Here is a 25,072-nt window from a genome sequence, read left to right on the forward strand (position 1 = left end):
GGCATCTTTGGCAAGAGCACTCCTTAATATAGGTCATCCTCGGGCGCCTGCTTCCTGATTGACTTGAAGCTTTTCTAACACCGTTATAGCGGATGGCTATGGTGCTCCATGAGTTGCTGGGTTCCCGTCAGGTTGTTACTGGGCCATGGCATAGTTGCCCCAGTAACTTACCAGGATGGTCAGCGTCTCTTTCCAGGGGGCAACCGCTTTCGCTTGGATAACTGACATGGCTCAACTCCTTCCCGATCGGTACGACCACACCATAGCCCGCGGACCATCAAGAGATGAAATTGATTAAAAGTAACTTCCTGAAAGCTTTTATTTATCGATAACAGTCAGGATGACGGGTGGGATAGCGACCGGCTATTACAGTCGTTCAATGGAGGCGAACTTGCCCTGGTCGTCGAACAGGATGCGGAAGCTGCCGTGAATGCCATCACGGAGGTAGAAGCGGGAGAGGATGCGGGCCGGGAAGCGGACGGAGCGTCCGTCCCGGGCCGTGGTGTGGACATCCTTGGCCGCCCCGTTATAGAGCTTGATCCACTCTTCCGGTCCGATCTGGATGTCCACGATGATTTCTTGCATGGTTTTTCTTGCGTTGGGTGGCAGGTGCGACTCGGTATCATTTTATGGGACACGCCGTGAATACGTCCCTGTAGGCTCTTCAAGAACGTCCATGTTTTTGAAGGTCCCATAAAATAATCCCGAGTCGCACCCCTGAATCACGGGGAAACCCTTAACTATCCAGGGCTAGTTTGAAAGCTCCAACAACAACCGGTTAAGCCGACTCACATACGCACCCGGGTCTTTAAGCTGTTCCCCGCTGGCTAGGGTGGCCTGGTCGAAGAGGACGGCGGACAGTTCGCTGAAGCGTTCGTCACCCTTCTCGCTTTCCAGGCGCTGGACCAGCGGGTGGTCCACGTTAACTTCAAAGATGGGCTTGCTGTCCGGTACCTTCTGGCCGGCGGCTTCCATGATCTTCTTCATCTGATTGCCCATGTCGAACTGACCCACCACCAGGCAGGCCGGTGAGTCGGTCAGGCGCTTGGTGACGCGCACTTCCTGGACACGGTCCTGCAGGGCGGCCTTGAGGCGTTCCAGCAGGCCTTCATGTTCCTTTTCGGCCTCTTCCTGCTGCTTCTTGTCGTCCTCGGTTTCCACCTCGCCCAGGTCCAGGTCGCCACGGGCCACGTCCTGGAGTTGCTTGCCGTCGTATTCGTTGAGGTAACCCATCATCCACTCGTCGATACGGTCGGAGAGGATCAGTACCTCGATGCCCTTCTTGCGGAAGACTTCCAGGTGGGGGCTGCTGCTAGCTGCCGTATGGCTGTCGGCGGTGATGTAGTAGATCTTGTTCTGCCCTTCTTTCATGCGACCGATGTAGTCGTCCAGGGACACGTCCTGGGTGCTCTCGCCGGTGTGGGTGGAGGCGAAGCGCAGCAGGCCGGCGATTTTCTCGCGGTTGCCGAAGTCTTCCGCCGGGCCTTCCTTGAGCACGGAGCCGAATTCGTTCCAGAAGGTCTGGTAGTCCTCCGGGGTCTTCTTGGCCATCTTCGACAGCATGTCCAGCACCCGCTTGGTCATGGCGTTGCGGATGGATTCCACGGTGCTGTCGTTCTGCAGGATTTCCCGGGACACGTTCAGGGACAGGTCGTTGGAGTCGATCACACCCTTGGTGAAGCGCAGGTACAGGGGCAGGAACTGCTCGGCGTCGTCCATGATGAACACCCGCTGCACGTAGAGCTTCAGGCCACGGGGCGCTTCACGGTTGTACAGGTCGAAGGGCGCCCGCTTGGGGATGTACAGCAGGCTGGTGTAGTCGAGCTTGCCCTCCACCTTGTTATGGGACCAGGTGAGCGGGTCCTCGAAGTCGTGAGCGATGTGCTTGTAGAACTCCTTGTACTCCTCGTCCTTGATCTCGGTACGCGGCAGGGTCCACAGGGCGGTGGCGTCGTTGACGGTTTCGTACTCGTCCTTTTTCTCCTCTTCCTCGGACTCGACCTTCATGATGACCGGGAAGGAGATATGGTCGGAGTACTTCTTCACCAGGTTGCGCAGGCGCCAGCCGTCGGCAAAGTCCTTCTCGTCCTTCTTCAGGTGCAGCACGATGCGGGTGCCGCGGTTGTCCAGATCCACGTTCTCGATGGTGAACTCGCCATCACCGCTGGACTCCCAGTGCACGCCTTCGCTTTTGTCACTGCCGGCACGACGGGTAAACACTTCCACCCGGTCCGCCACGATGAAGGCGGAGTAGAAACCGACGCCAAACTGGCCGATCAGCTTGCTGTCCTTCTTCTCGTCGCCGGAGAGCTGCTTGAGGAATTCGGCGGTGCCGGATTTGGCGATGGTGCCCAGGTTCTGGATGATGTCGTCCCGGGTCATGCCGATACCGTTGTCGGCCAGGGTGACGGTGCCGGCCTCGGCATCGTAGTCCAGGCGGATCTTCAGGTCCGGATCGCCCTCGTACAGGCTGTCGTCCTTCAGGGCCGCGAAGCGCAGCTTGTCTTCCGCGTCGGACGCGTTGGAGATCAGCTCCCGCAGGAAGATTTCCTTGTTGGAGTACAGGGAGTGGATCATCAGTTGAAGCAGTTGCTTCACCTCGGTCTGGAAGCCAAGGGTTTCTTTGCGGGTTTCAACCGTCATGGTGGGGTGTCTCCTGCTTTCTTGTACACACGAATACGACAGGCGCCGCCTGCCTCAGTCAGGGCAAACGGCGCGGTTAACCATTACGTGGAGCTAAATTTGGGGGCCCGGCGGGGCTTTTCAAGGCTTATGATTGGGCGATGACGTCCGACGTTACTGGTCCAGAAGGAAATGCGCCCGTGCGGTGGCGATGGGCTCCCGGCGGGATTTCTGCCAGGCATTGATCATCACGTTGGCCACCCGGTTGCCCTGGCGGGTCAGGTGGCACTCGGCGTAGGTCTCCCGGTCCAGGCCGGCGCGCAGGTAGTCCAGGGAGAAGTCCACGATCCGGGGCACCCGGAAGGTGTCCTGGGACATCATCAGGTAGATGGCGGCGGACACTTCCATGAACCCACCGATCACGCCGCCGTGGATGGCCGGCAGCAGCGGGTTGCCCAGGTTGGAGTCCTTTCGGGGCAGGCGGAAGATCAGGTCATCCCCGAAGCGTTCGCACTGGAGGCCGATGTAGCCGGCGTAAGGGATGCTTTCAAGCAACGGAGTGAAATTACCGGTTTCGCGGGTTTGCCGCAGCACCTCTGCCATGTTCATTGAGGTACCGTTCATTGCTCTACCCCGGCGATCATGTCACGGAAGGCCTTGGGCGTCGCCTCCTTGCCGATACGCATGAAGGTACCAACGCAGGTGGCAACGACTTCACCGTCTTCCTGGAAAGCCTCGCAGCGGGTGAAGGCGATGTTGCGGGTCATCTTGCGGATCTCCGCCCGGGCATGGACCGGCTTGCCCGGTTCCGCCGGGCGCATGTAGTCCACCCTCAGGTCCAGCGTGGGGCAAAGCTCGAAATCGTCCAGGCCACAGATCATCACCGAACCGGAGGTGGTGTCCATCAGCGTGGTGATGGCGCCACCATGGATCACACCGGTTTCCGGATTACCGATGATCCGTTCGCTGTAGGGCAGGCTCAGCGTCAGTTGCCCCGGGGCGGCATCCACCACGGTCAGGCCAAGTTCCCGGGCCTGGTTCAGGGTGTTGATGAACCGTTCGACACGGTCCGCGAGGTCTTTGTCAGTCATAGCAGTCCTGTGATTTACCGGAAAAACGCGCCGGGATCATACCCCATTTCAGGTTTCCCCTGAACATTGCCCCTGGTATCCCGCAGTAGGTCAACGAATTACCCAGACGGACACTAGCTCCAGCTACAGATTCCGTTATCATTGACAATGTTCCGTTCCGCACTTTCCGCGAGGGCCGGCACCGCCCCCGGAAAACCGGACGGTCAGGACAACATTACAGGACCAAAGACGTAATCTGGCAAGGAGATCCCAGTGAAACCATGTTATTCCAGCAGGGCCAGGATGGCTCTTCTATTTCTGATCAGCGCCCTGATCATGATGACCAGCGGTTGTGCCACCAATCCCGTAACCGGGAAGACGCAACTGTCGCTGATTGGAGAGGGTGAGGAACACCAGATGGGGCGGGAGAACTACCAGCCCACCATCCAGACCCAGGGCGGGCGCTTCTACCTGGACCCGGAACTGACCGTCTACATCCAGGAGGTGGGCAACAAGCTGGCCGAAGTCAGCGATCGCCCCGACCTGCCCTACGAGTTCGCCGTACTCAACAGCAGCGTGCCCAATGCCTGGGCCCTTCCCGGGGGCAAGATCGCCATCAACCGGGGCCTGCTGGTCAAGCTGGAAGACGAGGCCCAGCTAGCCTCGGTGCTGGGCCATGAGATCGTTCATGCCGCCGCCCGTCACAGCGTACAACGGATGCAACAGGGGATGCTGCTGAGTGCCGGCATGGCCGGAATTGGCCTGGCCCTCGGGGACAACGAGTGGGGCGGGCTGATCATGGGCGGTGCGGCCGTCGGCAGCCAGATGGCCCTGGCCCAGTACAGCCAGTCCCACGAACTGGAATCGGATCGCTATGGCATCGAATACATGGTGGAGGCAGGCTACGATCCCCAGGCGGCGGTTGAGCTTCAGGAGATTTTCCTCAAGCTGTCCGAGGGACAGCAGTCCAGCTTTATCGATGGCCTGTTTGCCACCCACCCGCCTTCCCAGGCCCGCGTGGACGCGAATCGCAAGCTGGCCGAGAAGTACGGCACCGGTGGCTACCGGGGCCGTGAGGAGTATCAGGACAGGATTGCCGAAGCCAAACGTCTACAGCCCGCCTATGAGCTGCACGACGAAGCCCTGAAACTGGCCGGCGAAGAGGACTACCAGGCTGCTCTCGCCAAGGTCAACGAGGCGATCGAGATGGCCCCCCGCGAGGCAGCGTTCTTCGCCACCCGGGCACGGATCCAGGAAGCACTGGAAAACCCCGAGAAAGCGACGGAAGACTACGACCGCGCCGTGGAGCTGTATCCGGAGATGTTCAGCTATCGCCTGTATCGAGGCCTGAATGAACTGGACAAGGGTAACATCGATAAGGCGCAGGCGGACCTGGAAGCCTCCGCCCAGGTGGTTCCGACCTCCATCGCCTACCTGAGACTGGGGGATATCGCCGCCCAGAGGGGTGACCGGAACAAGGCGGCCGCCTACTACAATGAAGTTGCCAAGGCCGGGGGCGAGATCGGCGAAGAAGCCCGTCGCAAGCTATCCAACCTGCAGTAACCAGGCGTAGTGCCCCGTCTGGGTGATTCGTTAAACTACTGCGTGACGCTGAGGGCCCGGCGGGAATCTATCCCCCGCCGGGCCTTTTTCATCCCCACCCCGTCCCTGATTCAGGCATTGACTTGTTAGAGCAATAACTCTAAAACGGCAGTAAGAGGTCGGAAAAGCCACGGTCAATCTGTGGATTCTTCCGACAAAGGCTTTCCCAGGCTCAAAGCACAGGTGCCGCCCATGCTTGCAAAGCTGACCCGTTCCGCCGCCCTCAGGGCCAGACGACAGTACGTCCGGACCATGTTCCGGTTCATGGGCCACGCCCTGGAGGCCATTTCCCGCAGTGACCAGAAGGTGACCGACGACGCCCGTCCGTTGCCGGAAGGCTTTATCTTCCAGATGATGGTGCTGCCATCCGGTCCATCGCTGGTGCTGGAACATACCGGCCAGGGTGAGTTGCGATACCTGGGCGGTGACTATGATGGCAAGGTGGACCTGTCCATCCGCTTCAAGCACATGGCCCATGCCTTCCTGGTGCTGTCGTTCCAGGAAAAGACCACGGAAGCCTTTGCCAACGACCGCATGGTGGTCGATGGGGATATCGGTTACGGCGTCCGCATGACACGAATCCTTAACCGTCTGGAGTCCATCATCCTGCCAAGACTGATCGCCAGCCGGGCTGTTAAGGAGTACCCGGCGGATCTTGGCTTGCTGGAGAAGGTACCTGGCGCCATCGGCATCTATCGCCGGGTGCTCACCGGTATGATCCGGGATCTGAGAAAGGAGGCACTGCCGATATGAGCCGTTATTACGAGTTCTACTGCCCGGTCAAGGTTATCGCCGGCCAGGCCGCCCTGGAGCACCTGCCCTACGAACTGACCGGCATTGCATCCACCCGCCCCATGATCGTGACCGACCAGGGCGTCCGCTCGGCGGGTCTGCTGGATCCGGTGATTGCCGCCTGTCAGGAAAGCGACGTCACCATTGCCGCCATCTATGACGAGGTACCCCCGGACTCGTCCACCACCATTGTCCGGGACATCGCCAACCTCTACCGCCAGCAACAGTGCGACGCGCTGATAGCCATTGGCGGCGGCTCGTCCATCGACACCGCCAAGGCCGTCAACATCCTGGTGTCCGAGGGTGGCGACGATATCGCCGAGTACAGCGGCGCGGGCGTCCTCACCCGGCCGCTCAGACCCTTCTTCGTCATCCCCACCACCGCAGGCACCGGCTCCGAAGTCACTTCGGTGGCGGTGATCGCGGACCGGGAGCGGTCGGTCAAGCTGCCATTCACCTCGTCGTTCCTGCTGCCCAATGCCGCCATCATCGACCCCCGGATGACCCTGACACTGCCACCGCAGATTACCGCCGCCACGGCCATGGATGCACTGACCCATGCCACCGAAGCCTATACCTGCATGGCCAAGAACCCGCTCAGCGATGCCTATGCCACCGCTGCGGTCAAAAAGATCGGTCACTCCCTGCTGACGGTGATGAATAACCCGAGGGACGAGCAGGGCCGGTTGGATCTGGCGGAAGCCTCCACCATGGCGGGCATCGCCTTTTCCAACTCCATGGTGGGACTGGTCCACGCCCTGGGGCATGCCACCGGCGCCCTCTGCCACCTGCCCCACGGCCTGTGCATGAGCCTCTACCTGCCCTATGTGCTGGAGTACAACCTGGAGAAGATACGCGGGCCGCTGTCGGAACTCCTGCTGTACCTGGAGGGGCCGGAAGTCTGGACCGCAACGCCCGCCTCCCGACGTGCCGAAGCCACCATATCCGCTATCCGTCACCTGCGGGATGAGCTGCACCACCGTTGTGAGCTTCCCCGAACGCTCCGGGAGACCGGCAAGATCCGGGAAGATCAACTGGACGCCATCGCCCGCCAGGCACTGGATGATGGTGCCATTATCTACAATCCCCGTGAGGCCTCACTGAAAGATATACAGAACATACTTGAAAAAGCCTGGGGTTAGTACTCTGCGCGGCAGGAATCGCTCTGAGTCCCGGGATTTTCAGCGCTTTCCGGGTTGATTCGCATAGCGAAACCAGTGACAATCAGCCAACTTACCTTGGTCTATGCGTTCCAGGCATATTTTTTGGATAATGTGCTGACCAGGGTAGGCGGTCTTGCATGGAGCATTCAGTCCGAACCCTGCGGCATGGATGTCTGACAATTACATGAACCACCGCCTCCACAGGGTCTCTGTTGTCTATGCTGTGTGCTCCCATCCGCCGTCTTGTCATGGCCGCTCTCGTCGTTTTTCCCGTTGCCGGCCTGACCAGCGAAACCACCTCCGATAGCGAGGCGCCGGTCCTCAAACTGAATGTGTCCACCGGTGGCTATCCGCCCTACCTGATCGTCTCCGATGACCATGAGTACAGCGGCATTGCCTATGACGTGGTGACCCGCATCGCTGACCGGATGGGATATCGGGTGCAGGCCCACGAGATTCCCCGCAAGCGGGTGGACGACCTGTTGCTGGATGGCCTTATCGACGCCACCCCCCGTGCCCGTGAATGGACTGCGGAACCGGACAGATTCCTGTTCACCGATACCATTGTTCCGGTGCGGGAGGTATTCTTCAGTACCGCCGATTCGGACTTCCGGTACCAGGGAGAGCATTCGTTGAGGGGCATGACCCTGGTGACGCCCCTGGGATACAAGTACCCCGAACTGCAACCCCTGTTCGACAGTGGCGCCCTGGAAAGATACGAGGTATCCCAGGACCGGGATATCTTTACCTTCCTGCTGTTTGGTCAGGGCATCGACGCCGGTGTGGCAGACATGGCAGTCGGCCAGTGGATCATCCGCCAGAACGACTGGCAGGGCAAGTTCAAACACAGTGAACGGGCGATCAGCGAGTTCGGTTATCGGCTGATGGTACGCCCCGGCTGGACGTCATTTGTCGAGGCCTTCAACAATCGGCTTGAGCAGATGAAGGCCAGCGGTGAACTGGAGGAAATACTGGACCAGTACCGCTGACCCGTCATGCCCGCTGTTATTCCAGGCGCCGCAACTATTCCAGACGCCTCAATAATAGCATCGGGCTCACCTGCAGCACTGGCCTTAACTGCCAGCGTCCAAGCAGGGCCAGGACCACGGCACTGACCAGGGGAATTGGCAGCGCCACCGCCCAGTGCCACCGGAACTCGCCACCGAACATCCGGTATTGCAGGGCCCAGACCGCCGTCTCGGCAGCCAGTACGCCCAGGATACCCGCCATCAACCCGGCCAGGCCGAATTCCAGCATGGTGCTGCGTACCAGCAGGGACTGCTGACCACCCAGGGTCCGCAGCAGCGCCCCTTCTCGCTGCCGGTCCTGCAATGTGGCGCTCACCACCGCTGCCATCACCACCAGCGATGCCGCCAGGATCAGAGCCAGGATGGCCTCGATGGCCTGGGTCACCTGGCGGACGATCTGCTGGATGCGCTCGATAATGTGGTCCACCTCCAGCAACGACACCGTCGGGAACTGTCGCGTGAAATCGTTCAGCGCCGGCTTCTGGGACGGTGGCAGGTAAAAGCTGGTGATCCAGGTGGCGGGCAGCCCCTCCAGCGCACCGCCGGGCGGAAAGGCCATGTAGAAATTGGGCTTCATGCTTTCCCACTGCACGGTACGGATGCTGGTAATGGGCTCGGCAATGGTGTCCGAGCCCACGGTGAAACCCAGTACATCCCCCACTTCAACGCCCAGTTCGGCGGCCAGTTCCGCCTCCACGGACACCCCTTCCTGTTGCTGGTCGTTGACCCAGGCGCCGTCCACGATCCGGTTGTCCTCCGGGAGGTCATCCATCCAGGTGAGGTTCAGTTCCCGGTTCAGGGCGTTCACGCTGTCGTCCTTGCTGACCACCTGGCGCACCGGCTCGCCGTTGATCTCGGTAAGGCGTCCCCGAACCATGGGATAGACCGTATCCAGCACCTGCCCTCGTTCATCCCAGAAGGCTTCCACCTCGTCCACTGCCTCCGGGGCGATGTTGATCAGGAAATGGTTGGGCGTCTGTTCAGGAAGTTGCGCCTGCCAGTCCGCCAGTAGCGAGGAACGCACCAGGACCAGGGTGCTGGCCAGCATCAGGGTCATGGCGAACACGGCAATCTGGGACAGGCTGGAACGACGGTGGCGATACAGCCCCACCAGGGCCAGGCGCCAGGCATTGCCACCACCGGTTACCCGGCGCAGCCCCATCACCAGCACCCAGCCCAGGAACGCCAGGATGCCCAGTAGTGCCACCAGGCCACCGATCAGCGCCAGTACCAGCATGATCTCACGGGCATAGAGCCAGACCAGGCCGAAAATCGCCACCACGGCAATGGCAATATCGGTCCAGGCCCGACCGTCCGGTTCTCCCGGCTGGCTGCGCAACACGCGCATGGCCGGAACCTCCCGCAACCGGCGGATGGGCGGGTAGGCAAACGCGAACAGGGACACCAGCGCTGTGGCCAGTGCGGGGGCCAGGGCAGGCACATCCACCACGAAGGGCACGTCCTGCTCCAGCACCTGTTCCATCAGGTTATTAAGGAACGCATACACGGGCAGGGCCACCAGCAGACCGCCAGCCATGCCCACAACGCCCCACACGGCGAGCCGCGCCAGGTACATACGCCCGATCCGCTGGCCGGACAGCCCCAGGGTTTTCAGCAACGCCACCGTGTCCCGCTGGCCGACGGCGTACTGGCGGCTGGCAACCGCTACGGCGACCGAGGCCAGCAATACCGCGATACTGCCGCCTAGCAGCAGGAAACGCTCCGCCCGGTCCAGGGACTCCGACAGGGTGGCGCCGTCACGGATACTCTCCCATTCATGGGACGGCTCCAGACGGGGTTCGAGCCACTGGTGAAAGGCATTCAGCGCAGCCTCATCGCCGGCAAACAGGTTGATATACTCCACCCGGCTGCCTTCCTGGACCACCCCTGTGGCGTCTACATCATCCGCATGGATCATCACCCGGGGCGCCAGCCCGGCCATATTGAAGCCGCCGTCCGGCTCCCGCACCAGCAGCCCGGAGATTTTGAGCGTCAGGTTACCGATCTCCACGGAATCGCCCACCTCGAGTTCCAGCAGGCGCATCAGGCGTGGGTTGAGCCAGGCTTCACCGGGGCGCGGACCGTGATCCAGCACCTGCCGCTCACCATCGGGATGCGGCTGGTACTCCACCTGCCCCCTCAGGGGATAGTCGTCACTGACGGCCTTGACGGAGACCAGCTGGAAGCGTTCGCCACCACTGATCATGGTGGCAAATTCCACCATCCGGGCGGTTTCAAGGCCGCGGGAACGGGCCTGCTCCCGCCATTCCGGCGGGATGGGCTGGCCGTGCTCCGCCTCAAGCTGGCGATCACCGGCCAGGAAGGAACTGGCCGAGGTGATCAGGGTGCGCTGCAACTGGCTGGCAAACAGCGCGATGATGGCCACGGTCGCCACCGCGATCACCAGGGCGCTGAGTACCACCCGGACATCCCGCTGGCGCCAGTCCCGCGCCACGGACCCCAGATTACGGCTGGCTGACATCAGGCTGGCACCTCCCGGTCCGTCTCCAGTTGACCGGCGTCAATGGTCAGGCGGCGCTCGCAGCGGGCGGCCAGGGTCTCGTCATGGGTAACCATGACCAGGGTGGTGCCCTGCTCCCGGTTCAGGGCCATGATCAGTTCCTGGATTTCGTGCCCGGTCTGGTTGTCCAGGTTGCCAGTGGGCTCATCCGCGAACAGGATGACCGGTTCGCAGGCGAAGGCCCGGGCGATGGCCACCCGTTGCTGCTCGCCCCCGGACAATTGCCGGGGCGTATGGGTCAGACGGTCGCCCAGGCCGACACGCTCCAGCAGGTCCCGGGCCCGGGATTCAGGGTCGGCAAAATCCGCCAGCTCCAGGGGAAGCATGACGTTCTCCAGGGCACTGAGAGCCGGCAGCAACTGGAACGACTGGAACACAAAGCCCACCCGGCGGGCCCGCAGGGCCGCACGCTCGTCCTCGGAGAGCCGGCTGACGGCCTTGCCCTCCAGCACCACCTCGCCTTCCGAGGGTGTATCCAGGCCAGCCAGCAGACCCAGCAGGGTGGTCTTGCCGGAACCGGAGCGGCCAACAATGGCCACCGATTCCCCCCGCTTGATTTCAAGGCTGACCCCTTGCAGGATGGTCAGTGATTCATGGCCCAGCTCAACACGCTGGGTCAGGTTGCTTACCGTCAGGATCGGTTCGGAAGGCTGGTTGGGTCCACTTGAAAGGTCAGTCACATCTGCTCCGGGAACTGATTCAGTGTCTGTCACTCTTAACCTGCACTTTTCACCTGCAAAGAGGACACTCGATGTTCACTATGCCTATTGGTACGGTATTTTCCCGCCGGAGATCAACGGTTTTCGTGTTCTGGCTGCTCACCGGCATGGCATTGCTGGCGTCCGCCTCCGTCCAGGCCAACACCATCCTGGTCATGGGCGACAGCCTGAGCGCCGCCTATGGCGTGGAAACCGAGACGGCTTGGGTCAACCTCCTGCGCCAACGCCTGGACGAACAGGACACCGGGGACTGGCAGGTGGTCAACGCCAGCATCAGCGGTGAAACCACCGACGGTGGCGCCCGCCGCCTGCCCGAGCTGCTGGAGAAGCACCAGCCGGACATTGTCATCCTGGAACTCGGCGGCAACGACGGCCTGCGGGGCTTCCAGCCCACAGTCATCCGGGACAACCTGTCAGCCATGATCGAGGCCTCCCAGAAGGCCGGTGCCCGGGTGTTGCTGGTGGGCATCCAGATCCCCCCCAACTATGGTCCCCGGTACACACAGCTATTCGCCAACCTGTACCCGGAACTGTCCGACCGCCACGACACCGCATTGGTTCCCTTCTTCCTGGATGGAATCTATAACCGGGACGGCATGATGCAGGGAGATGGCATCCACCCCACCGGTGAGGCCCAGCCGCAATTGCTGGAGAATGTCTGGCCGCATCTACAACCGCTACTGAACAAGACCGTGGCCCAGGGAACGTCTGACTAACTCCCCATAGCCTCAGGCACCCAGGCGAGCCAGGAAATCCACGGCCCGCTCATCGGACCAGTACCAGCCGTCACCATGGCGTTGGACAAAACCCACATGGCCACCGTGACGGGGCATTTCAAGGGTCGTCCAGGGCCCCAGCAGGTCCCGGGAATCCGGGAAGCAGTCCTGCGACAGGAAGGGATCGTCAGCGGCATTCACCATCAACGCAGGCACCCGGATATACTTGAGGCGGAATAGCGACGAAGCCCGGTACCAGTAGTCCCGGGCGCCCTCGAAACCGTGGAGCGGCGCCGTGTAACGCTCATCGAACTCGTGGAAACGCCGGATGCCATCAAAACCATCCATGGAGATCAGGTCCGGAAACAGACGGGCTTTCTCGGCCATCTTCGCGCGCAGGTCGTTGATAAAACGAGACATGTAGAGCCGGCGACTGGGCCTGGCTAGGACGTCCGCCCCGCCGGCCAGGTCGCAAGGCACGGAAAAGGTCACCGCGCCGGCAATGCGGCTGTCCACCGCCTCCCCCTGTTCCCCGAGATACTGGAGCGTCAGGTTGCCACCCATGCTGAAACCGGCAAGGGCCATGGCCCGATACCCCTGGGCCAGTCCGTGGTCCACGACCACGTCGAGATCATCGGTGGCACCGCTGTGGTAGAACCGTGGCTGGTGGTTCATCACGCCACCGCAGGAGCGGTAGTTCCACGCCAGCACATCCCAGCCGTCGGACATCAGGGCCCGGGCCAACCCCAGTACATAGGGCCTGCGGCTGTGCCCCTCCAGACCGTGACTGATAACGGCTACCCGATCCGCCCCCTGGCGGTACCAGTCGAGCCACAACTCATCGTTGTCGGGTGTGGGGATGGATTCAACGGCGGGTTCTTCCATCCTCACCTGCCGGAAAAGGCTCGGCCAGATCGACTGGACATGGCCACTCCTGAGCCACCAGGGCGCCCGGTAGGCGCTCACAATGGAGTCATCGGCGAAGGTATTGCTATCGCTGTCAGGAAGCACGGATTCAGACATGGATGATTTTCGATTCCTGTGTTTTCAGGGGCTTGACCCTCCCCCCCAAAGACCTTAATATGCGCGCCATCTCGACGCCAATCCCCGATAGCTCAGTTGGTAGAGCAACGGACTGTTAATCCGTTTGTCGCTGGTTCGAGCCCAGCTCGGGGAGCCATATTCCGAAAAAGCCGCCGCCTTCGACAAGGTCGGCGGTTTTTTTATGGAAGTAGTCATGACCATTCAGATTTTCCCGATCACTGGCAACGATATCCTGCCCTACCTGGACGATGTGGCACAACTGCGGATTGAGGTGTTTCGCTCCTTTCTCTACCTCTTGTTCTTCAGTCATCGCGGGTACCAGCTGGTACCGGGCCTGACCACCGGTTACGCCTGGACGGATGTTGGGGATCAGGAACAGACCGCAAAACCCATGCAGTTCTGGACTCGGCGACTGTCATAAAACCTTCATACGAAAATCGTCAAATACCGCCCCCCATCGCCGATAAACAGTCACCGCACTACACCCCCTGTCACTACCAGGAGCCAATATCCACCCATGAATCTTATCTCCCGAAGCATCCTTGGCCGTGTGCTTTCCGTTGTTCTGGCCGCGAACCTGCTGGTTGCCATTTGCGCGATTTTCTACTTCAGCCATTCCCTCAGTTCCAACCGCGAATACCATGCCCTGGCCAGCGAAAAGATGGTCCACGCCCTGCAAGCCGAAAGTGTCCTCAACCGGTTCAAGACCCAGGTACAGGAATGGAAGAATGTGCTGATCCGCGGCGGTGACGATGACCAGAGGGCCAACTACTGGCAGCAATTCCAGGAGCAGGAAGCCGAGATACAGCAAGCTCTGGACAACCTTGTTCCGCAACTGCCCGAAAATGAGGCGCGATCGCTCCTGAGCCGCTTCCAGAACGCCCACCGGCGCATGGGGCAGGCCTACCGCGCAGGCTTCGAGGATTTTGTTGCCGCCGACTACGACCACCGGGAAGGCGACCAGGCGGTCCAGGGCATCGACCGGGAGCCCGCGCAACTGATTGAAGAAGCGTCAACGCTGATCCGCGAACAGGCCCTTGCCGATGCATCGTCGTTGAACGAATCCGTCACCCGGAATACCACCCTGATCGGCATCATCATGCTGGCCGCCATCCTGGTCGGGACCCTGCTCTGCATCCTGGTACTGTCACGCACCGTGGTACGCCCGGTACGTACCCTGACCGACCAGCTCTACCGCCTGGGTGAGGGTGACCTTTCCAGCCCGGCCACCCTCAGACGGAATGACGAACTGGGACGCCTGGCCGACGCCGCCCGTAACCTGCATGGATTCCTGTCGGAAACCGGCTCATTGATGAACCGCTTCTCCGGGCAGCTATCCGATACCAGTCAGGCCCTGCAGACCAATGCGCGGCAGGTTGCAGACCATTCGGAACAATCACACCAGCGGATCGAGCAGATCGCCACGGCCATGAACGAGATGTCGGCCACCGCCCAGGAAGTGGCGAATCACGCCACATCCGTGTCCGGCGAAACCCGTGAAGCCTCTACTGAGGCAATGGCGGCGGACGAACGCACCCAACAGGCAAGTCACAGCATGGGCCGGCTGAGCGAGCAGATTCGCCTGTCCGCGGAAACCGTCGAAAAGCTGGCCGGAGACGGCCGCAAAGTCAGTGAAGTCATGGGAGTGATCCGCGAGATCGCCGACCAGACCAACCTGCTGGCCCTCAACGCCGCCATTGAAGCCGCCCGCGCCGGCGAGGCCGGACGGGGCTTTGCCGTCGTGGCCGACGAAGTGCGCAGCCTGGCCGCCAAGACCCAGGAAGCTACCACACGGATCGACGGCATCGTGGAGACCATCACCCGGGGCTCCAACGACGCCACCGAGTTCATGAAGGCCAGTGAGATCGTCGCCAGCGAAACCTCCGAAGCCGTGGAGGCGGTGCGGCAAACATTGACGGGTATCAGCAATCGCATGGCGCAGATCAACGAAGCCACCATCCAGGTCGCCACCGCTGCGGAGGAACAGACCAACGTCTCCGATGACATCAACCGCAACGTCACCGACGTGGCGGAAACCGCCGAAAAGATGCGGGAAAGCGCTGACGAAAACCTGCGCCGTGTGCCGGAACTGGACACCATGGCCCGGGAAGCGACAGAACTCTCCTCCCGGATCCGACTGGCCGGTTAATTGACTTCCGGCCAGCCCATAAAGGCCTTGAGTACCTGGTACAGGGTATAGCCATCCCGGGTGCCGCAGAGCTCACGGATGGAATGCATACCGAACTGTGGCACACCAATGTCCAGGGTGGTCACACCCAGGTTACCGGCCGTCAGCGGGCCGATGGTGCTGCCACAGGCCATGTCGCTGCGCACTACGAAACTCTGGTGGGGCAGGCCCAGTTCGTCACTGATGTGCCGGTACAGGGCCGCGGACCGGCTGTTGGTTGCGTAGCGCTGGTTGTGGTTGATCTTGATCACCGGCCCCTGGTTGAGCAGCGGGCCATGGTTCTCGTCGTGGCGGTCAATGTAGTTCGGATGCACCCCGTGGGCATTGTCGGCGGAAATCATCATGGAACGGGCGACCGCCCGGCTGCGGTTTTCCGGACCACACCAGCGGTCCAACACCGACGACAGGAACGGCCCCTGGGCGCCTTCCGCGGACATGCTGCCCACTTCCTCATGATCATTACAGACCAGCAGCGCCGGCTCGTCGCCGGAGGCATCCAGCAATGCCTGAAGGCCGATGTAGCAGCTAAGCAGGTTGTCCAGGCGGGCGGAGGTGATGAAGTCGTCTTTCAGCCCTGACAGGCTGGCCGGCTGGGCATCGTAGAAACTCAGCTCGTAACCCAGGATCCTGCTGATCCCCTGCTCCGGGTGCTCCTTCTTGATCTGCGCTTCCACCAGATCCGTAAAGGCGGTCTTGTCATCGTCAGCCACCTGCATGAGCACCGGCGGCAGGTCGGTCTGGGGATTGATGGAGCGGTTGCTGTTGGCTTCCCGGTCCAGATGGATGGCCAGGCTGGGAATAAATGCCACCGGACGCCGGAAGTCCACCAGACAATCCTGCACCTTGCCCTGCCCGTCCAACAGCGTGACCCGCCCTGCCAACGACAGATCCCGGTCGAACCAGGGGTTGAGCAGAACCCCGCCATAGACTTCCACGCCCACCTGATAGAAGCCCTTGCGACGCAGTTCGGGGTTGGGCTTCACTTTCAGGCAGGGGCTGTCAGTATGGGCTCCGGCCATGCGGATGCCGGCTTCCAGCGGCGACCGTTTTCCGGGGCGGAAGGCGACGACGGAGGACCCGTTACGCACCACGTAATAGCCCTGCCCCTGCTTCAGGTTCCAGTCCTCACGCTCGTCCAGGGCCTGAAACCCGGCCTTGTCGAGCATCCGGGTCATGTTCCCGGTGGCATGCCAGGGCGTCGGAGAGGTAGAGAGGAAATCGAGCAGGTTCTGGTTGAAGCTGGTGTGTTCCATAGGTTCTCAAAGACTCGTAACGGGAATTCAATTGGCTGAAGTATCGCACGAGAACCGGTGCCCTCTCTACTGAGGGCTTTAGCGTATCCCGAGTCCCTCAAAGGTTTAAGGGACGGGCGGCGATCCAAATTCGAGTTATCTCCGATGGTAGAGGGCCTGGAGCCGGGATGATTGTCCGGGGCCTTCAAATCAGTACACCGAGAACTACTCTGCAGTCGGAGGGGCCAGGTGGGGGGACGATTTTTCGAGACCTTCAAAAACAGGGACGTTTTTGAAGAGCCTCCAGGGACGGATTCACGGCGTGTCTCGAAAAATTGTACCGCCACCTGGACCCTGGCACCCAACTAGCAGTCCAACAACATACATTGAGACCAGACCTTGATCTCAAACCCTGTGCTACCCTGGCGGCCCGCCATTGGGTACCCTTTTCCGGGACACGCGGTAAATACATCCCTGTACGCTCTTCAAAAACCTTTACGGCTAATTGCTCCTGCGTCGCCGTAAAGGTCCAGGGCCGGCCTTCCATGGCCAGCCCGTGAAACGCTGTCGCGTTCCACCCATGTTTTTGAAGGTCCCGGAAAAGGGGACCCAATACCGGGCCTTAACTCTCGTGTAGACTTTCCATTCAGAGTCGCTGATCGTTAAACGCTTAGGAGTCAGTATGCCGCAGGGCATCCCCCACTTTCTAGATATCGAGTTCTACCAGAACGACAACCTGTTCTTTCCCACCGCCATGGCATGGAGCCTCGACGACGGCCGCATGAAAACCGTGGTAATCGAACCGGACGAAAGCTGGTTACCCGTCGACGCCGAACTGGCCGAGGAAGAACTCCGCTACCTCCGGGAACAGGGCGTGCCCCTGATCGAGCTGGCCCGGGCGCTCCATGAAGACCTGCCCGACCAGCAGGTGTACACCGACGGACTGGACCCGGACGAAACCCTGGTCGACCTCATCTTTGACGCCGTCGATATGCCCGTCCCCTTCGAGATCGCGCCCCTGGAAGACCTGATGCCCGGCATTGACCGGGACACCCTCGAAGATCACCGGCGGAACCTCATGTTCGAACAGGGCCTGGAACCGCAGCTACCGGAAAACGGCGTCTACGCCCTGCTCCTGCTCGCCCGCCAGGAAGGCCTGATCGTCGAACCGGACCAGGGGCCCGACGAATGGTGAACTGTCACACCTTGTGACGGATATGCCAGCACTGGTGAATCTTGGGGTTACGCTGGAAATCCCGATCCAGGGTTGAGGCCGTCACGTCCTTCACCTCGTAACGCTCCGACAGATTCTCATCCAGCTTGAAGCGCCGGAAATTGTTGGAGAAGACCAACACCCCATCCGACGTCAGCCGGGCCATGGCCTGCTCAATCAGCCTGCCGTGGTCACGCTGGATATCCAGCACGCCCCGCATGCGGGCGGAGTTGGAAAAGGTGGGCGGGTCCATGAAAATCAGGTCGAATCGCTGGTCCGGGGTCGGCTTCCCGGCCAGCCACGCCGTGCAGTCCGCCTGTTCCACAAGATGTCGCTTCGGATCGGCACCGTTCAGGGCCAGGTTGTCCCGGGCCCAGTCTACATAGGTGTTGGACATATCCAGGCTCAGGGAACGACTGGCACCACCGGCAACCGCCTGCACCGTCGCCGCCCCGGTGTAACAGAAGAGGTTCAGGAAGCGCTTGCCGGATGCGTGATCACGAATCCACCGGCGTACCGGGCGATGATCCAGGAACAGACCGGTGTCCAGGTAGTCCCTCAGGTTGACCTTCAGACGGCTGCCCAGCTCGTCCACTTCCATGAACTCACCGGTAGCATCCTGTTTCTCATACTGACGGGTACCACTCTGGCGCTGACGCTGCTTACAGACCACATGGTCCGCCGGCACGTCCAGAACCTCCGGAATGACTGCCATGGCCTCCGCTAGCCGCTCCCGGGCGCTCTTCTCATCGACGGACTTGGGGGCCGCGTATTCCTGGACATGCACCTGGTCACCATAGATATCGATGGCCAGGGCAAACTCCGGCATATCCGCATCGTAGAGCCGGTAACATTGGATATCCTGCTTGCGGGCCCATTGCCCGAGGGATTTCAGGTTCTTCCGGAGACGGTTCTCCAGCATCTTCGCACGCTCGGGATGGCTGATTCTCGGGCGAACCTCACCAGGCGTCGACATCTCACGGGGGCGCACGGCGTTGTCGTCATTGATGTCGAACAACAGCAGCTGCGCCGGAATCTTGCCGTTAAAAAGACGGTACTGACGATGACTGCGCAGGCCAATGGCATGGCCCAGTTCCGGCACCCCGGTGAACACCCCCAGCCGCCAGCCCTGGAGATGCTCCCGAACACCCTCCCCCAACTGCTGGTAGAGAGCTCCCAACTCCTTTCGCTCGCTCAGGCGTTCACCATAGGGCGGGTTCACCAGCACCAGCCCCTCACTGGCCCACTGGCCGTCACGGCGGAACTCCTCCACCGATCGTACTTCCACATGAATCAGCCCTTCCAGCCCGGCCCGGGCGATATTACGCCAGGCCGTGGCGATGACCCGGCTGTCCTGGTCATAACCGATAATCCGGGGAAGTCGTCCCTGCTTGCCCTCCCAGGCACGGCGCTCGGCTTCCTGGCGCAGTTCCAGCCACAGGTCCGGCTGGTGCCCCAGCCAGCGCTCGAAGCCAAACTGCTTGCGCAAGCGTCCCGGCGCCTGGTCCAGGGCCATCAGGGCCGCCTCGATCAATAGCGTGCCGGAGCCACACATGGGGTCCACAAAGTCACCACCGTCACCGGCAATATCCGGCCAGCCGGCCCGCAGCAGCAATGCCGAGGCCAGGTTCTCCCGCACCGGGGCGATGCCCTTCTCGGTGCGGTAGCCCCGCATGTGCAGACTGTCACCGCTGAGGTCGATAGCCAGCTCCACCTGGCCACGGTGCAGGCGGGCGGACACGGTGATATCCGGGTCCTTGGGGTCCACACTGGGGCGAACCGTGCCCTTGCCCCGCAACCGGTCCACCACCGCATCCTTGACCTTCTGGGCGCCATACTGGGTGTTGCGGATAAGCTCATTGGTCCCGGAGAACACCACCCGGAACTTACCGGTCACCTTCAGGTGCTCTTCCCAGGGGATATCGTAGACGCCCTGATACAGGGCCTCGTTGGACCGTGCGTCCACCGTGGCCAGGTGAAGTAACACGCGGTTGGCGAGACGGGACCACAGGCAGGCGCGATAGCCCTCCGCCAGCCCGCCCCGGACCCAGACGCCCGCCGGGGCCGTCTTCAGGGGATGCAGGCCAAAGGACACCAGTTCCTCCTGCAGGAGGTTGTCCATGCCCCGGGGGCAGGTTACGAAATACTCATGTTGCTCAGCCACAAAATCCTCCGGACGTTCGACCCCGCGCCTGCGCGCCTGTTTAAAAGGTAGCGCATGGTAACCGACGGCGGGTTATTTCACATAAACATAAAGGCCGGGTCATATAGATGAAATAAATACTGTACTCAGTCACCGGATTCATCATAGGGTGTAATTGACGCGTCAAATTTGAGGGGAAAACCTTCGGTTCTTCCCCATCTCAGGATCCTGACTGTTCTTGCGGGAACATTATCCCCAAACCCGTAGCGGTTTGTTCTTACAGGGATTTTGTTAAACCAGCAACGACAGACGTGTACACGCTTGTTCTGTAAATCCATGTAGGTGAGGAACGGCATGAAAAGACAGAAAAGAGACATGTACGCTCGCGCATTCAAGCGGGGATACCAGGCCGGCGTGTCCGGAAAATCCAAGGACAGCTGCCCGCTGGACCAGCCAGAGGCCAGACAGGAATGGCTCAGCGGCTGGCGGGAAGGACGCACCGACAACTGGGAAGGCATGACCGGCGTTTCCGGCATCCACAGGTTGGCCGCCAACGGAACGGCCTGACCTGCCCTGATACCAACCCCGCGTGCTCCGGGCTGGAAGAATGTCTCTAATTGGATGTTTTTTCGATCAACACCAGAGACAGAACCGCTTTCAGGCGGACACATAACACTGACACTTTGAAGGTCGTCAGCAGGACGACAAAACCCATTGACAATCTGGCTTGAGTACAGGGGTGCACCGGCCCCCCTCCACCAAACGCCGGAACCCAGAATCGGGTCCACTCGACCCGAACCATAAAGACGTCAAGTCGCCACGGGGTTTATTCCCCGCACGGGCCCGCTCAGCGGGCCCTTTCTTTTTCCAGTGCCCGGATCGCTTCCACCGCCTCCCCGACCAATGCCGGCCCCCGGTAGATAAAGCCCGTGTAGACCTGAACCAGTTTGGCGCCGGCACGGATCTTCTCCGCCGCGCTCTCGCCGTCGCTGATGCCCCCCACGCCGATAATGGGAATCTCCTCGCCCAGCTCCCGGTATAGCCCCTGAATGACCCTGAGCGAGGCCTCCCGCACCGGCTGCCCGCTGAGCCCGCCGGCTTCGTCGGCATGGGGGTGGCCTTTTACCCGGTCCCGGGCAATGGTGGTGTTGGTGGCCACCACGCCGTCGATACCGGCTTCCTTCAAGGCATTCGCCACAAAGACTATTTCCCCGTCATCCATATCCGGCGCAATCTTCACCGCCAGGGGTACATAGCGGCCACTTCGCTGGTGCTGGGCCGCCTGTTCCTGCTTGATCGAGGCCAGCAGCCGTTTCAGGGAATCACCGAACTGCAGGTCCCGCAGGCCGGGTGTATTGGGAGAAGATACGTTGACAGTAATGTAGTCGGCATAGTCGTACACGGCGGCAATGCCCTTGCGGTAGTCCGACTCCGCCTCCTCCGCCGGCGTCACCTTGTTCTTGCCCACGTTGATGCCCAGCACACCGGTATAACGACGGTTGACCACCTTACCTACCAGGTGATCCAGCCCCTCATTGTTGAAGCCCATCCGGTTGATAATGGCGCCGTGCTCCGGCAGACGAAACATCCGCGGCGCCGGGTTGCCTGGCTGGGGCTGAGGGGTCACCGTGCCCACCTCAATAAAACCGAAGCCCAGGGCGCCCAGCCCCTGCAGGTGATCGGCGTTCTTGTCGAGGCCCGCGGCAAGGCCCACGGGATTGGGAAAATCCAGACCCATCACCCGTACCGGGAGATCCCCCGGTGGCTGAACAAACGGCTTCAGCAAACCGCTGCCCGCCGCCAGGTCGAGCCCGTTCAGGGCAACCCGGTGGGCGGTTTCCGGTGGCAGGGAGAACAGAATCCTGCGAAGCAACGTATACATAGGCAACCCCGGAGTCATTGCCGGAAAGAACGCCGGCAAAGGTTAAATCTGAAAGTTTTCTGGTATTATTCCGCGCCGAAAAATCGGGGCTGGGAGTATAACGGAAGTTTTCCACAGTAGCTTCTGTTGCACACCAGTGACTCCTAAATGACTGTATGGTTAAGCTCTTGTGACCTTTTCCACGAAATCTGTGGATAACTCTGTTGAAAATCCCTTTTCAACCGATCAGATCCCTTGCCTCACGCCACTCTCTGCAGATTGATCATTTTTTGATCAGTTATTTTATTCTTTATTTTCATGAAGTTGCAAACGTGTAAGCATAAAAATCCCGGTTAGGCTACCATTTCGTCATTCGCCGGCAATGCACGACTCTTGTGCATAAAGCGAACAGGATTCCGTGATCCGAACCACACCTTCCGTGCCGTTTAACAGGAGTTTACATGTCATCCAGTCATCAGCAGCGCCTGGACGCTGAGTTCCGGGCCGCGTCACGGGTCACCATTATCGGCATGGTACTGGATGCCCTCCTGGGAGTGCTGAAATGCCTCGGCGGATGGCTGTTCCATTCCCAGGCGTTGTTGGTGGATGGCATCCACTCCTTTACCGATGTTATCTCGGACCTGGTTGTGCTGGCCGTCATGAAGCTCTCCAGACGCGAACCGGACTCCGACCACCCATACGGCCACCAGCGCTTTGAAACCCTCGGCACAATGATCCTGGGCAGCTTCCTGATTGCCATCGGGGGCGCGCTGGCCTGGGACAATACCTGGCGGATGTTGTCGGGCACGCCGCTGACCGTCCCCGGCTGGCCGGTACTGGTCATCGCCCTGGTGTCCGTGGCCAGCAAGGAATGGATCTTCCGCTACACCCGCCGCGTGGGTGACCACATCCGCTCCGAGCTGATCGTGGCCAACGCCTGGCACAGCCGCACAGATGCCTTCTCCTCCATTGTGGTGCTGGTGGGCGCCGCCGGGGCCATGGCGGGGCTCCCCTGGCTGGACGCCGTGGCTGCCATTGTTATCGCCGTGATTATCGCTCACGTGGGGTGGCAGCTAGCCTGGACCAGCGTTCGGGAGCTGGTGGATACCGGCCTCTCGGACGAGGATACCGACCGCCTGAGGACGGCGGCTGCCGACACCGAGGGTGTACTCAATGTCCACGACCTTCGCAGCCGGCGGATGGGCAGCGACATACTGGTGGACGTGCACCTGGTGGTGAAGTCCGAGATCAGCGTCTCCGAAGGCCACCAGATCGGCATGCAGGTGATCCGGCGGATGCGCGACACCCTGCCCCACATCCGCCTGATCAATTTCCACATCGATGCCGAAAACGACCAGAGTGGCACCATCACCACCCAACAGTTGCCCACGCGCCGCGAAATCCATGGGTATTTCCGGGAAAGCCTGCCGGAGCTGGACGCCGTCAAACATCACCTGCGCCTTCACTACCTGGGCAATCAGGTGCATGTGGAACTGTTCACCGAGGAACCCGACACTCACTTGCCTTCCCCGGAGCGGATAATGGCGAAGCTCGGACACCCGACCTGGCTTGGGAGCCTGAAAGTCTGGCGTCCCGCGCACTAGCGCCTCTTGGCCTCCATCCGGGTCAGGAACTCCTGCATGATCAGGGTGTAGAGTTCGCCTCCCAGGAAGCGGTCCTCGACCCCGGAATCGATGCTGGGGTTGTCGTTGACTTCAATCACCGCCACCCGGTTACCCGACTGCTTGATGTCCACGCCATAGAGACCATCACCGATCAGGCGGGTGGCGCTCAGTGCCGCCTGGATCACGTTGCGGGGAACCTCATAGGTAGGCAGTGTATCGAAGTCGCCGCTGTCGACCTGCTTGGCTTCGCCATGCTGGTAGATCTGCCAGTGCCCTTTCACCATGTAATACTTGCAGGCATAGATTGCCCGTCCACCAAGGACCCCGATGCGCCAGTCGTAGTCGGTGTACAGATATTCCTGGGCAAGCACCAGCGCGGACTGACGGAACAGGGTTTTCAGGGCCTCTTTCAGCTCCTTTTCATCCTTCGCCTTGAGCACGCCCTTGGAAAAGGCGCCGTCGGGGATCTTCACCACCACCGGTAAACCGAGTTGCTCGACCACCTGGGCAACCGCGTCCTTCTGGTCCTTTGACAGGATCAGTGTCTTAGGCGTCGGCACCCGGTTGGTCCGCAACAGGTCTGCCAGGTAGACCTTGTTGGTGCATCGCAGGATCGACACCGGGTCATCGATGACCACCAGGCCCTCCGCTTCCGCCTTGCGGGCAAAGCGATAGGTATGATGGTCAATGGCGGTGGTTTCGCGGATGAACAGGCCGTCGTATTCCGGCAGACGCATATAGTCCCGCCGCCCTATCCGTTCCACATTGATGCCCAGCTTGCGGCCCGCCTTTTCAAATCGTTCCAGCGCCACCTGGTCGCTGGGCGGCATTTCTTCATCCGGGTTGACCAGCATGGCCAGGTCGAACCGGTAGCGACGTCGGGTACGGGGCTTGCGCCAGATAACGCTGCTGAACCGGTCCAGGGCGGCGGCGAAGGCATCCTGCTGGGCTTCCGTCAGGTCGGCCGGGGCCGCCGGCTTCATGGATTCGATCTGCCAGCCCTTGCCCTTGCGGTGACGGAACTCCACCGTCAGAATCGGACAGGGAAAACGCTCGAACAGGGCCCGGGCCACGGATTTCAGTTCCGGGACTTCCGCGTGCCCAAAGAATGTCATGACCCGGACACTGCGATTACCCTTGCTGTCACCAGTGGAAGCAGCTCCGTCCAGCCACTGGATCACCGCCGGATCCAGCTCATCCAGTTGCAGGGAGAACAACCCCTTCCGCCCCAGGTCATTGAGCGTCATCACCGACGGCACCACATGATGCCCCCGGGCCTCCGCCAGCAACGAGCAGTAATAGCCCTGGCTGAGATAGCGGGCACTCTGGCACAGGTTGATCACCCGTACCCGACTGTTGGCCGGAGCAGAGAACTGCAGATACTGATCGAAGGTCAGCAGATCCTCGCTGGGATAATAAGGTGCCCAGTCCCGGGCATGGTCAACCACAAGCAGCAGACGTGACATGAAGGCCCTCCGGCCAGACAGGTTACCCGGCCACAGGATCGCCGGATTCGCGCTACAGTATAGTCAA

At 61.0% G+C, this 25,072-nt stretch carries 21 protein-coding genes and 1 tRNA gene; 11 read left to right on the plus strand and 11 right to left on the minus strand.

Annotated features, from left to right (window positions below; translation table 11 throughout):
- Window positions 1-366 precede the first annotated feature (366 nt).
- The 4 genes from ACJO3T_RS08455 to ACJO3T_RS08470 all read right to left on the minus strand — a co-directional run bounded on the left by ACJO3T_RS08455 (window position 367) and on the right by ACJO3T_RS08470 (window position 3,713).
- A complete protein-coding gene (locus ACJO3T_RS08455) occupies window positions 367-585 on the minus strand; it encodes a DUF2835 domain-containing protein (RefSeq protein ID WP_406978288.1) in 219 nt (72 codons plus the stop codon).
- 165 nt (window positions 586-750) lie between these two features.
- Window positions 751-2,643 (minus strand): molecular chaperone HtpG, encoded by a 1,893-nt coding sequence (htpG, locus tag ACJO3T_RS08460; RefSeq protein WP_406978289.1) that lies wholly within the window; start codon window positions 2,641-2,643, stop codon window positions 751-753.
- Between the two features lie 153 nt (window positions 2,644-2,796).
- Complete coding sequence (locus tag ACJO3T_RS08465) at window positions 2,797-3,231, minus strand: PaaI family thioesterase (RefSeq protein ID WP_406978437.1); 435 nt, start codon at window positions 3,229-3,231, stop codon at window positions 2,797-2,799.
- An 11-nt stretch (window positions 3,232-3,242) separates the two neighbouring features.
- Window positions 3,243-3,713: a PaaI family thioesterase gene (locus ACJO3T_RS08470; RefSeq protein WP_406964675.1), complete on the minus strand. Its 471-nt coding sequence runs from the start codon at window positions 3,711-3,713 to the stop codon at window positions 3,243-3,245.
- Between the two features lie 282 nt (window positions 3,714-3,995).
- Between ACJO3T_RS08470 and ACJO3T_RS08475 the strand changes: the two genes are divergently transcribed.
- The 4 genes from ACJO3T_RS08475 (at window position 3,996) to ACJO3T_RS08490 (ending at window position 8,238) form a co-directional block, all read left to right on the plus strand.
- Entirely contained in the window at window positions 3,996-5,255 is a 1,260-nt protein-coding gene (locus ACJO3T_RS08475; RefSeq protein ID WP_406978290.1) for a M48 family metalloprotease, read from the plus strand.
- Window positions 5,256-5,486: 231 nt separating this feature from the next.
- The gene (locus ACJO3T_RS08480) at window positions 5,487-6,047 is read left to right on the plus strand and encodes an SCP2 sterol-binding domain-containing protein (protein ID WP_406964672.1); all 561 of its coding nucleotides are present in this window, start codon (window positions 5,487-5,489) and stop codon (window positions 6,045-6,047) included.
- On the plus strand, window positions 6,044-7,228 hold the full coding sequence (locus tag ACJO3T_RS08485) for an iron-containing alcohol dehydrogenase (protein WP_406978291.1): 1,185 nt from the start codon (window positions 6,044-6,046) through the stop codon (window positions 7,226-7,228). The genes ACJO3T_RS08480 and ACJO3T_RS08485 overlap by 4 nt, the downstream gene beginning before the upstream one ends.
- Before the next feature lie 269 nt (window positions 7,229-7,497).
- Complete coding sequence (locus ACJO3T_RS08490) at window positions 7,498-8,238, plus strand: substrate-binding periplasmic protein (protein WP_406978292.1); 741 nt, start codon at window positions 7,498-7,500, stop codon at window positions 8,236-8,238.
- 34 nt (window positions 8,239-8,272) lie between these two features.
- Here the strand turns inward: ACJO3T_RS08490 and ACJO3T_RS08495 are convergent, their stop codons facing one another.
- Together ACJO3T_RS08495 and ACJO3T_RS08500 are read right to left on the minus strand one after the other, a co-directional pair.
- Window positions 8,273-10,759 carry an ABC transporter permease gene (locus ACJO3T_RS08495; RefSeq protein WP_406978293.1) on the minus strand — a complete coding sequence of 829 codons (2,487 nt, stop codon included), beginning with the start codon at window positions 10,757-10,759 and terminating at the stop codon, window positions 8,273-8,275.
- Window positions 10,759-11,478, minus strand: coding sequence for an ABC transporter ATP-binding protein (locus ACJO3T_RS08500; RefSeq protein ID WP_406964667.1), 720 nt, complete (start codon window positions 11,476-11,478; stop codon window positions 10,759-10,761). The genes ACJO3T_RS08495 and ACJO3T_RS08500 overlap by 1 nt, the downstream gene beginning before the upstream one ends.
- A gap of 80 nt (window positions 11,479-11,558) precedes the next feature.
- Here ACJO3T_RS08500 and ACJO3T_RS08505 point away from each other — a divergent pair, with 80 nt between their 5' ends.
- Window positions 11,559-12,233 (plus strand): arylesterase, encoded by a 675-nt coding sequence (locus ACJO3T_RS08505; RefSeq protein WP_406964787.1) that lies wholly within the window; start codon window positions 11,559-11,561, stop codon window positions 12,231-12,233.
- Between the two features lie 12 nt (window positions 12,234-12,245).
- Here the strand turns inward: ACJO3T_RS08505 and ACJO3T_RS08510 are convergent, their stop codons facing one another.
- A complete protein-coding gene (locus tag ACJO3T_RS08510; RefSeq protein WP_406978294.1) occupies window positions 12,246-13,256 on the minus strand; it encodes a YheT family hydrolase in 1,011 nt (336 codons plus the stop codon).
- An 81-nt stretch (window positions 13,257-13,337) separates the two neighbouring features.
- Here ACJO3T_RS08510 and ACJO3T_RS08515 point away from each other — a divergent pair.
- The 3 genes from ACJO3T_RS08515 (at window position 13,338) to ACJO3T_RS08525 (ending at window position 15,426) form a co-directional block, all read left to right on the plus strand.
- Window positions 13,338-13,413: transfer RNA gene (locus ACJO3T_RS08515), tRNA-Asn, on the plus strand.
- A gap of 57 nt (window positions 13,414-13,470) precedes the next feature.
- Window positions 13,471-13,698, plus strand: a complete 228-nt coding sequence (locus ACJO3T_RS08520; protein WP_406978295.1) for a hypothetical protein — start codon at window positions 13,471-13,473, stop codon at window positions 13,696-13,698.
- Between the two features lie 96 nt (window positions 13,699-13,794).
- The gene (locus tag ACJO3T_RS08525) at window positions 13,795-15,426 is read left to right on the plus strand and encodes a methyl-accepting chemotaxis protein (protein ID WP_406978296.1); all 1,632 of its coding nucleotides are present in this window, start codon (window positions 13,795-13,797) and stop codon (window positions 15,424-15,426) included.
- Here ACJO3T_RS08525 and ACJO3T_RS08530 read toward each other — a convergent pair.
- The gene (locus tag ACJO3T_RS08530; protein ID WP_406978297.1) at window positions 15,423-16,718 is read right to left on the minus strand and encodes a M18 family aminopeptidase; all 1,296 of its coding nucleotides are present in this window, start codon (window positions 16,716-16,718) and stop codon (window positions 15,423-15,425) included. The two genes, ACJO3T_RS08525 and ACJO3T_RS08530, sit on opposite strands and share 4 nt — an antisense overlap.
- Window positions 16,719-17,379: 661 nt before the next feature.
- Here ACJO3T_RS08530 and ACJO3T_RS08535 point away from each other — a divergent pair.
- Complete coding sequence (locus ACJO3T_RS08535) at window positions 17,380-17,892, plus strand: hypothetical protein (RefSeq protein WP_406978298.1); 513 nt, start codon at window positions 17,380-17,382, stop codon at window positions 17,890-17,892.
- Window positions 17,893-17,896: 4 nt separating this feature from the next.
- On the opposite strand, the gene rlmKL is transcribed toward ACJO3T_RS08535, so the two are convergent.
- Window positions 17,897-20,074, minus strand: a complete 2,178-nt coding sequence (rlmKL, locus tag ACJO3T_RS08540) for a bifunctional 23S rRNA (guanine(2069)-N(7))-methyltransferase RlmK/23S rRNA (guanine(2445)-N(2))-methyltransferase RlmL (protein ID WP_406978299.1) — start codon at window positions 20,072-20,074, stop codon at window positions 17,897-17,899.
- A 333-nt stretch (window positions 20,075-20,407) separates the two neighbouring features.
- On the opposite strand from rlmKL, the gene rmf reads away from it, so the two are divergent.
- A complete protein-coding gene (gene rmf / locus ACJO3T_RS08545) occupies window positions 20,408-20,620 on the plus strand; it encodes a ribosome modulation factor (RefSeq protein ID WP_328188620.1) in 213 nt (70 codons plus the stop codon).
- Between the two features lie 280 nt (window positions 20,621-20,900).
- On the opposite strand, the gene ACJO3T_RS08550 is transcribed toward rmf, so the two are convergent.
- Complete coding sequence (locus ACJO3T_RS08550) at window positions 20,901-21,935, minus strand: quinone-dependent dihydroorotate dehydrogenase (RefSeq protein ID WP_406978300.1); 1,035 nt, start codon at window positions 21,933-21,935, stop codon at window positions 20,901-20,903.
- A gap of 440 nt (window positions 21,936-22,375) precedes the next feature.
- Here ACJO3T_RS08550 and ACJO3T_RS08555 point away from each other — a divergent pair, with 440 nt between their 5' ends.
- Window positions 22,376-23,518, plus strand: a complete 1,143-nt coding sequence (locus ACJO3T_RS08555; protein ID WP_406978301.1) for a cation diffusion facilitator family transporter — start codon at window positions 22,376-22,378, stop codon at window positions 23,516-23,518.
- Here the strand turns inward: ACJO3T_RS08555 and ACJO3T_RS08560 are convergent.
- Window positions 23,515-25,005, minus strand: a complete 1,491-nt coding sequence (locus ACJO3T_RS08560; protein ID WP_406978302.1) for a RimK family ATP-grasp domain-containing protein — start codon at window positions 25,003-25,005, stop codon at window positions 23,515-23,517. The two genes, ACJO3T_RS08555 and ACJO3T_RS08560, sit on opposite strands and share 4 nt — an antisense overlap.
- Between the last annotated feature and the right edge of the window lie 67 nt (window positions 25,006-25,072).

Source organism: Marinobacter shunpengi, assembly GCF_045449715.1.
Classification (GTDB): domain Bacteria; phylum Pseudomonadota; class Gammaproteobacteria; order Pseudomonadales; family Oleiphilaceae; genus Marinobacter.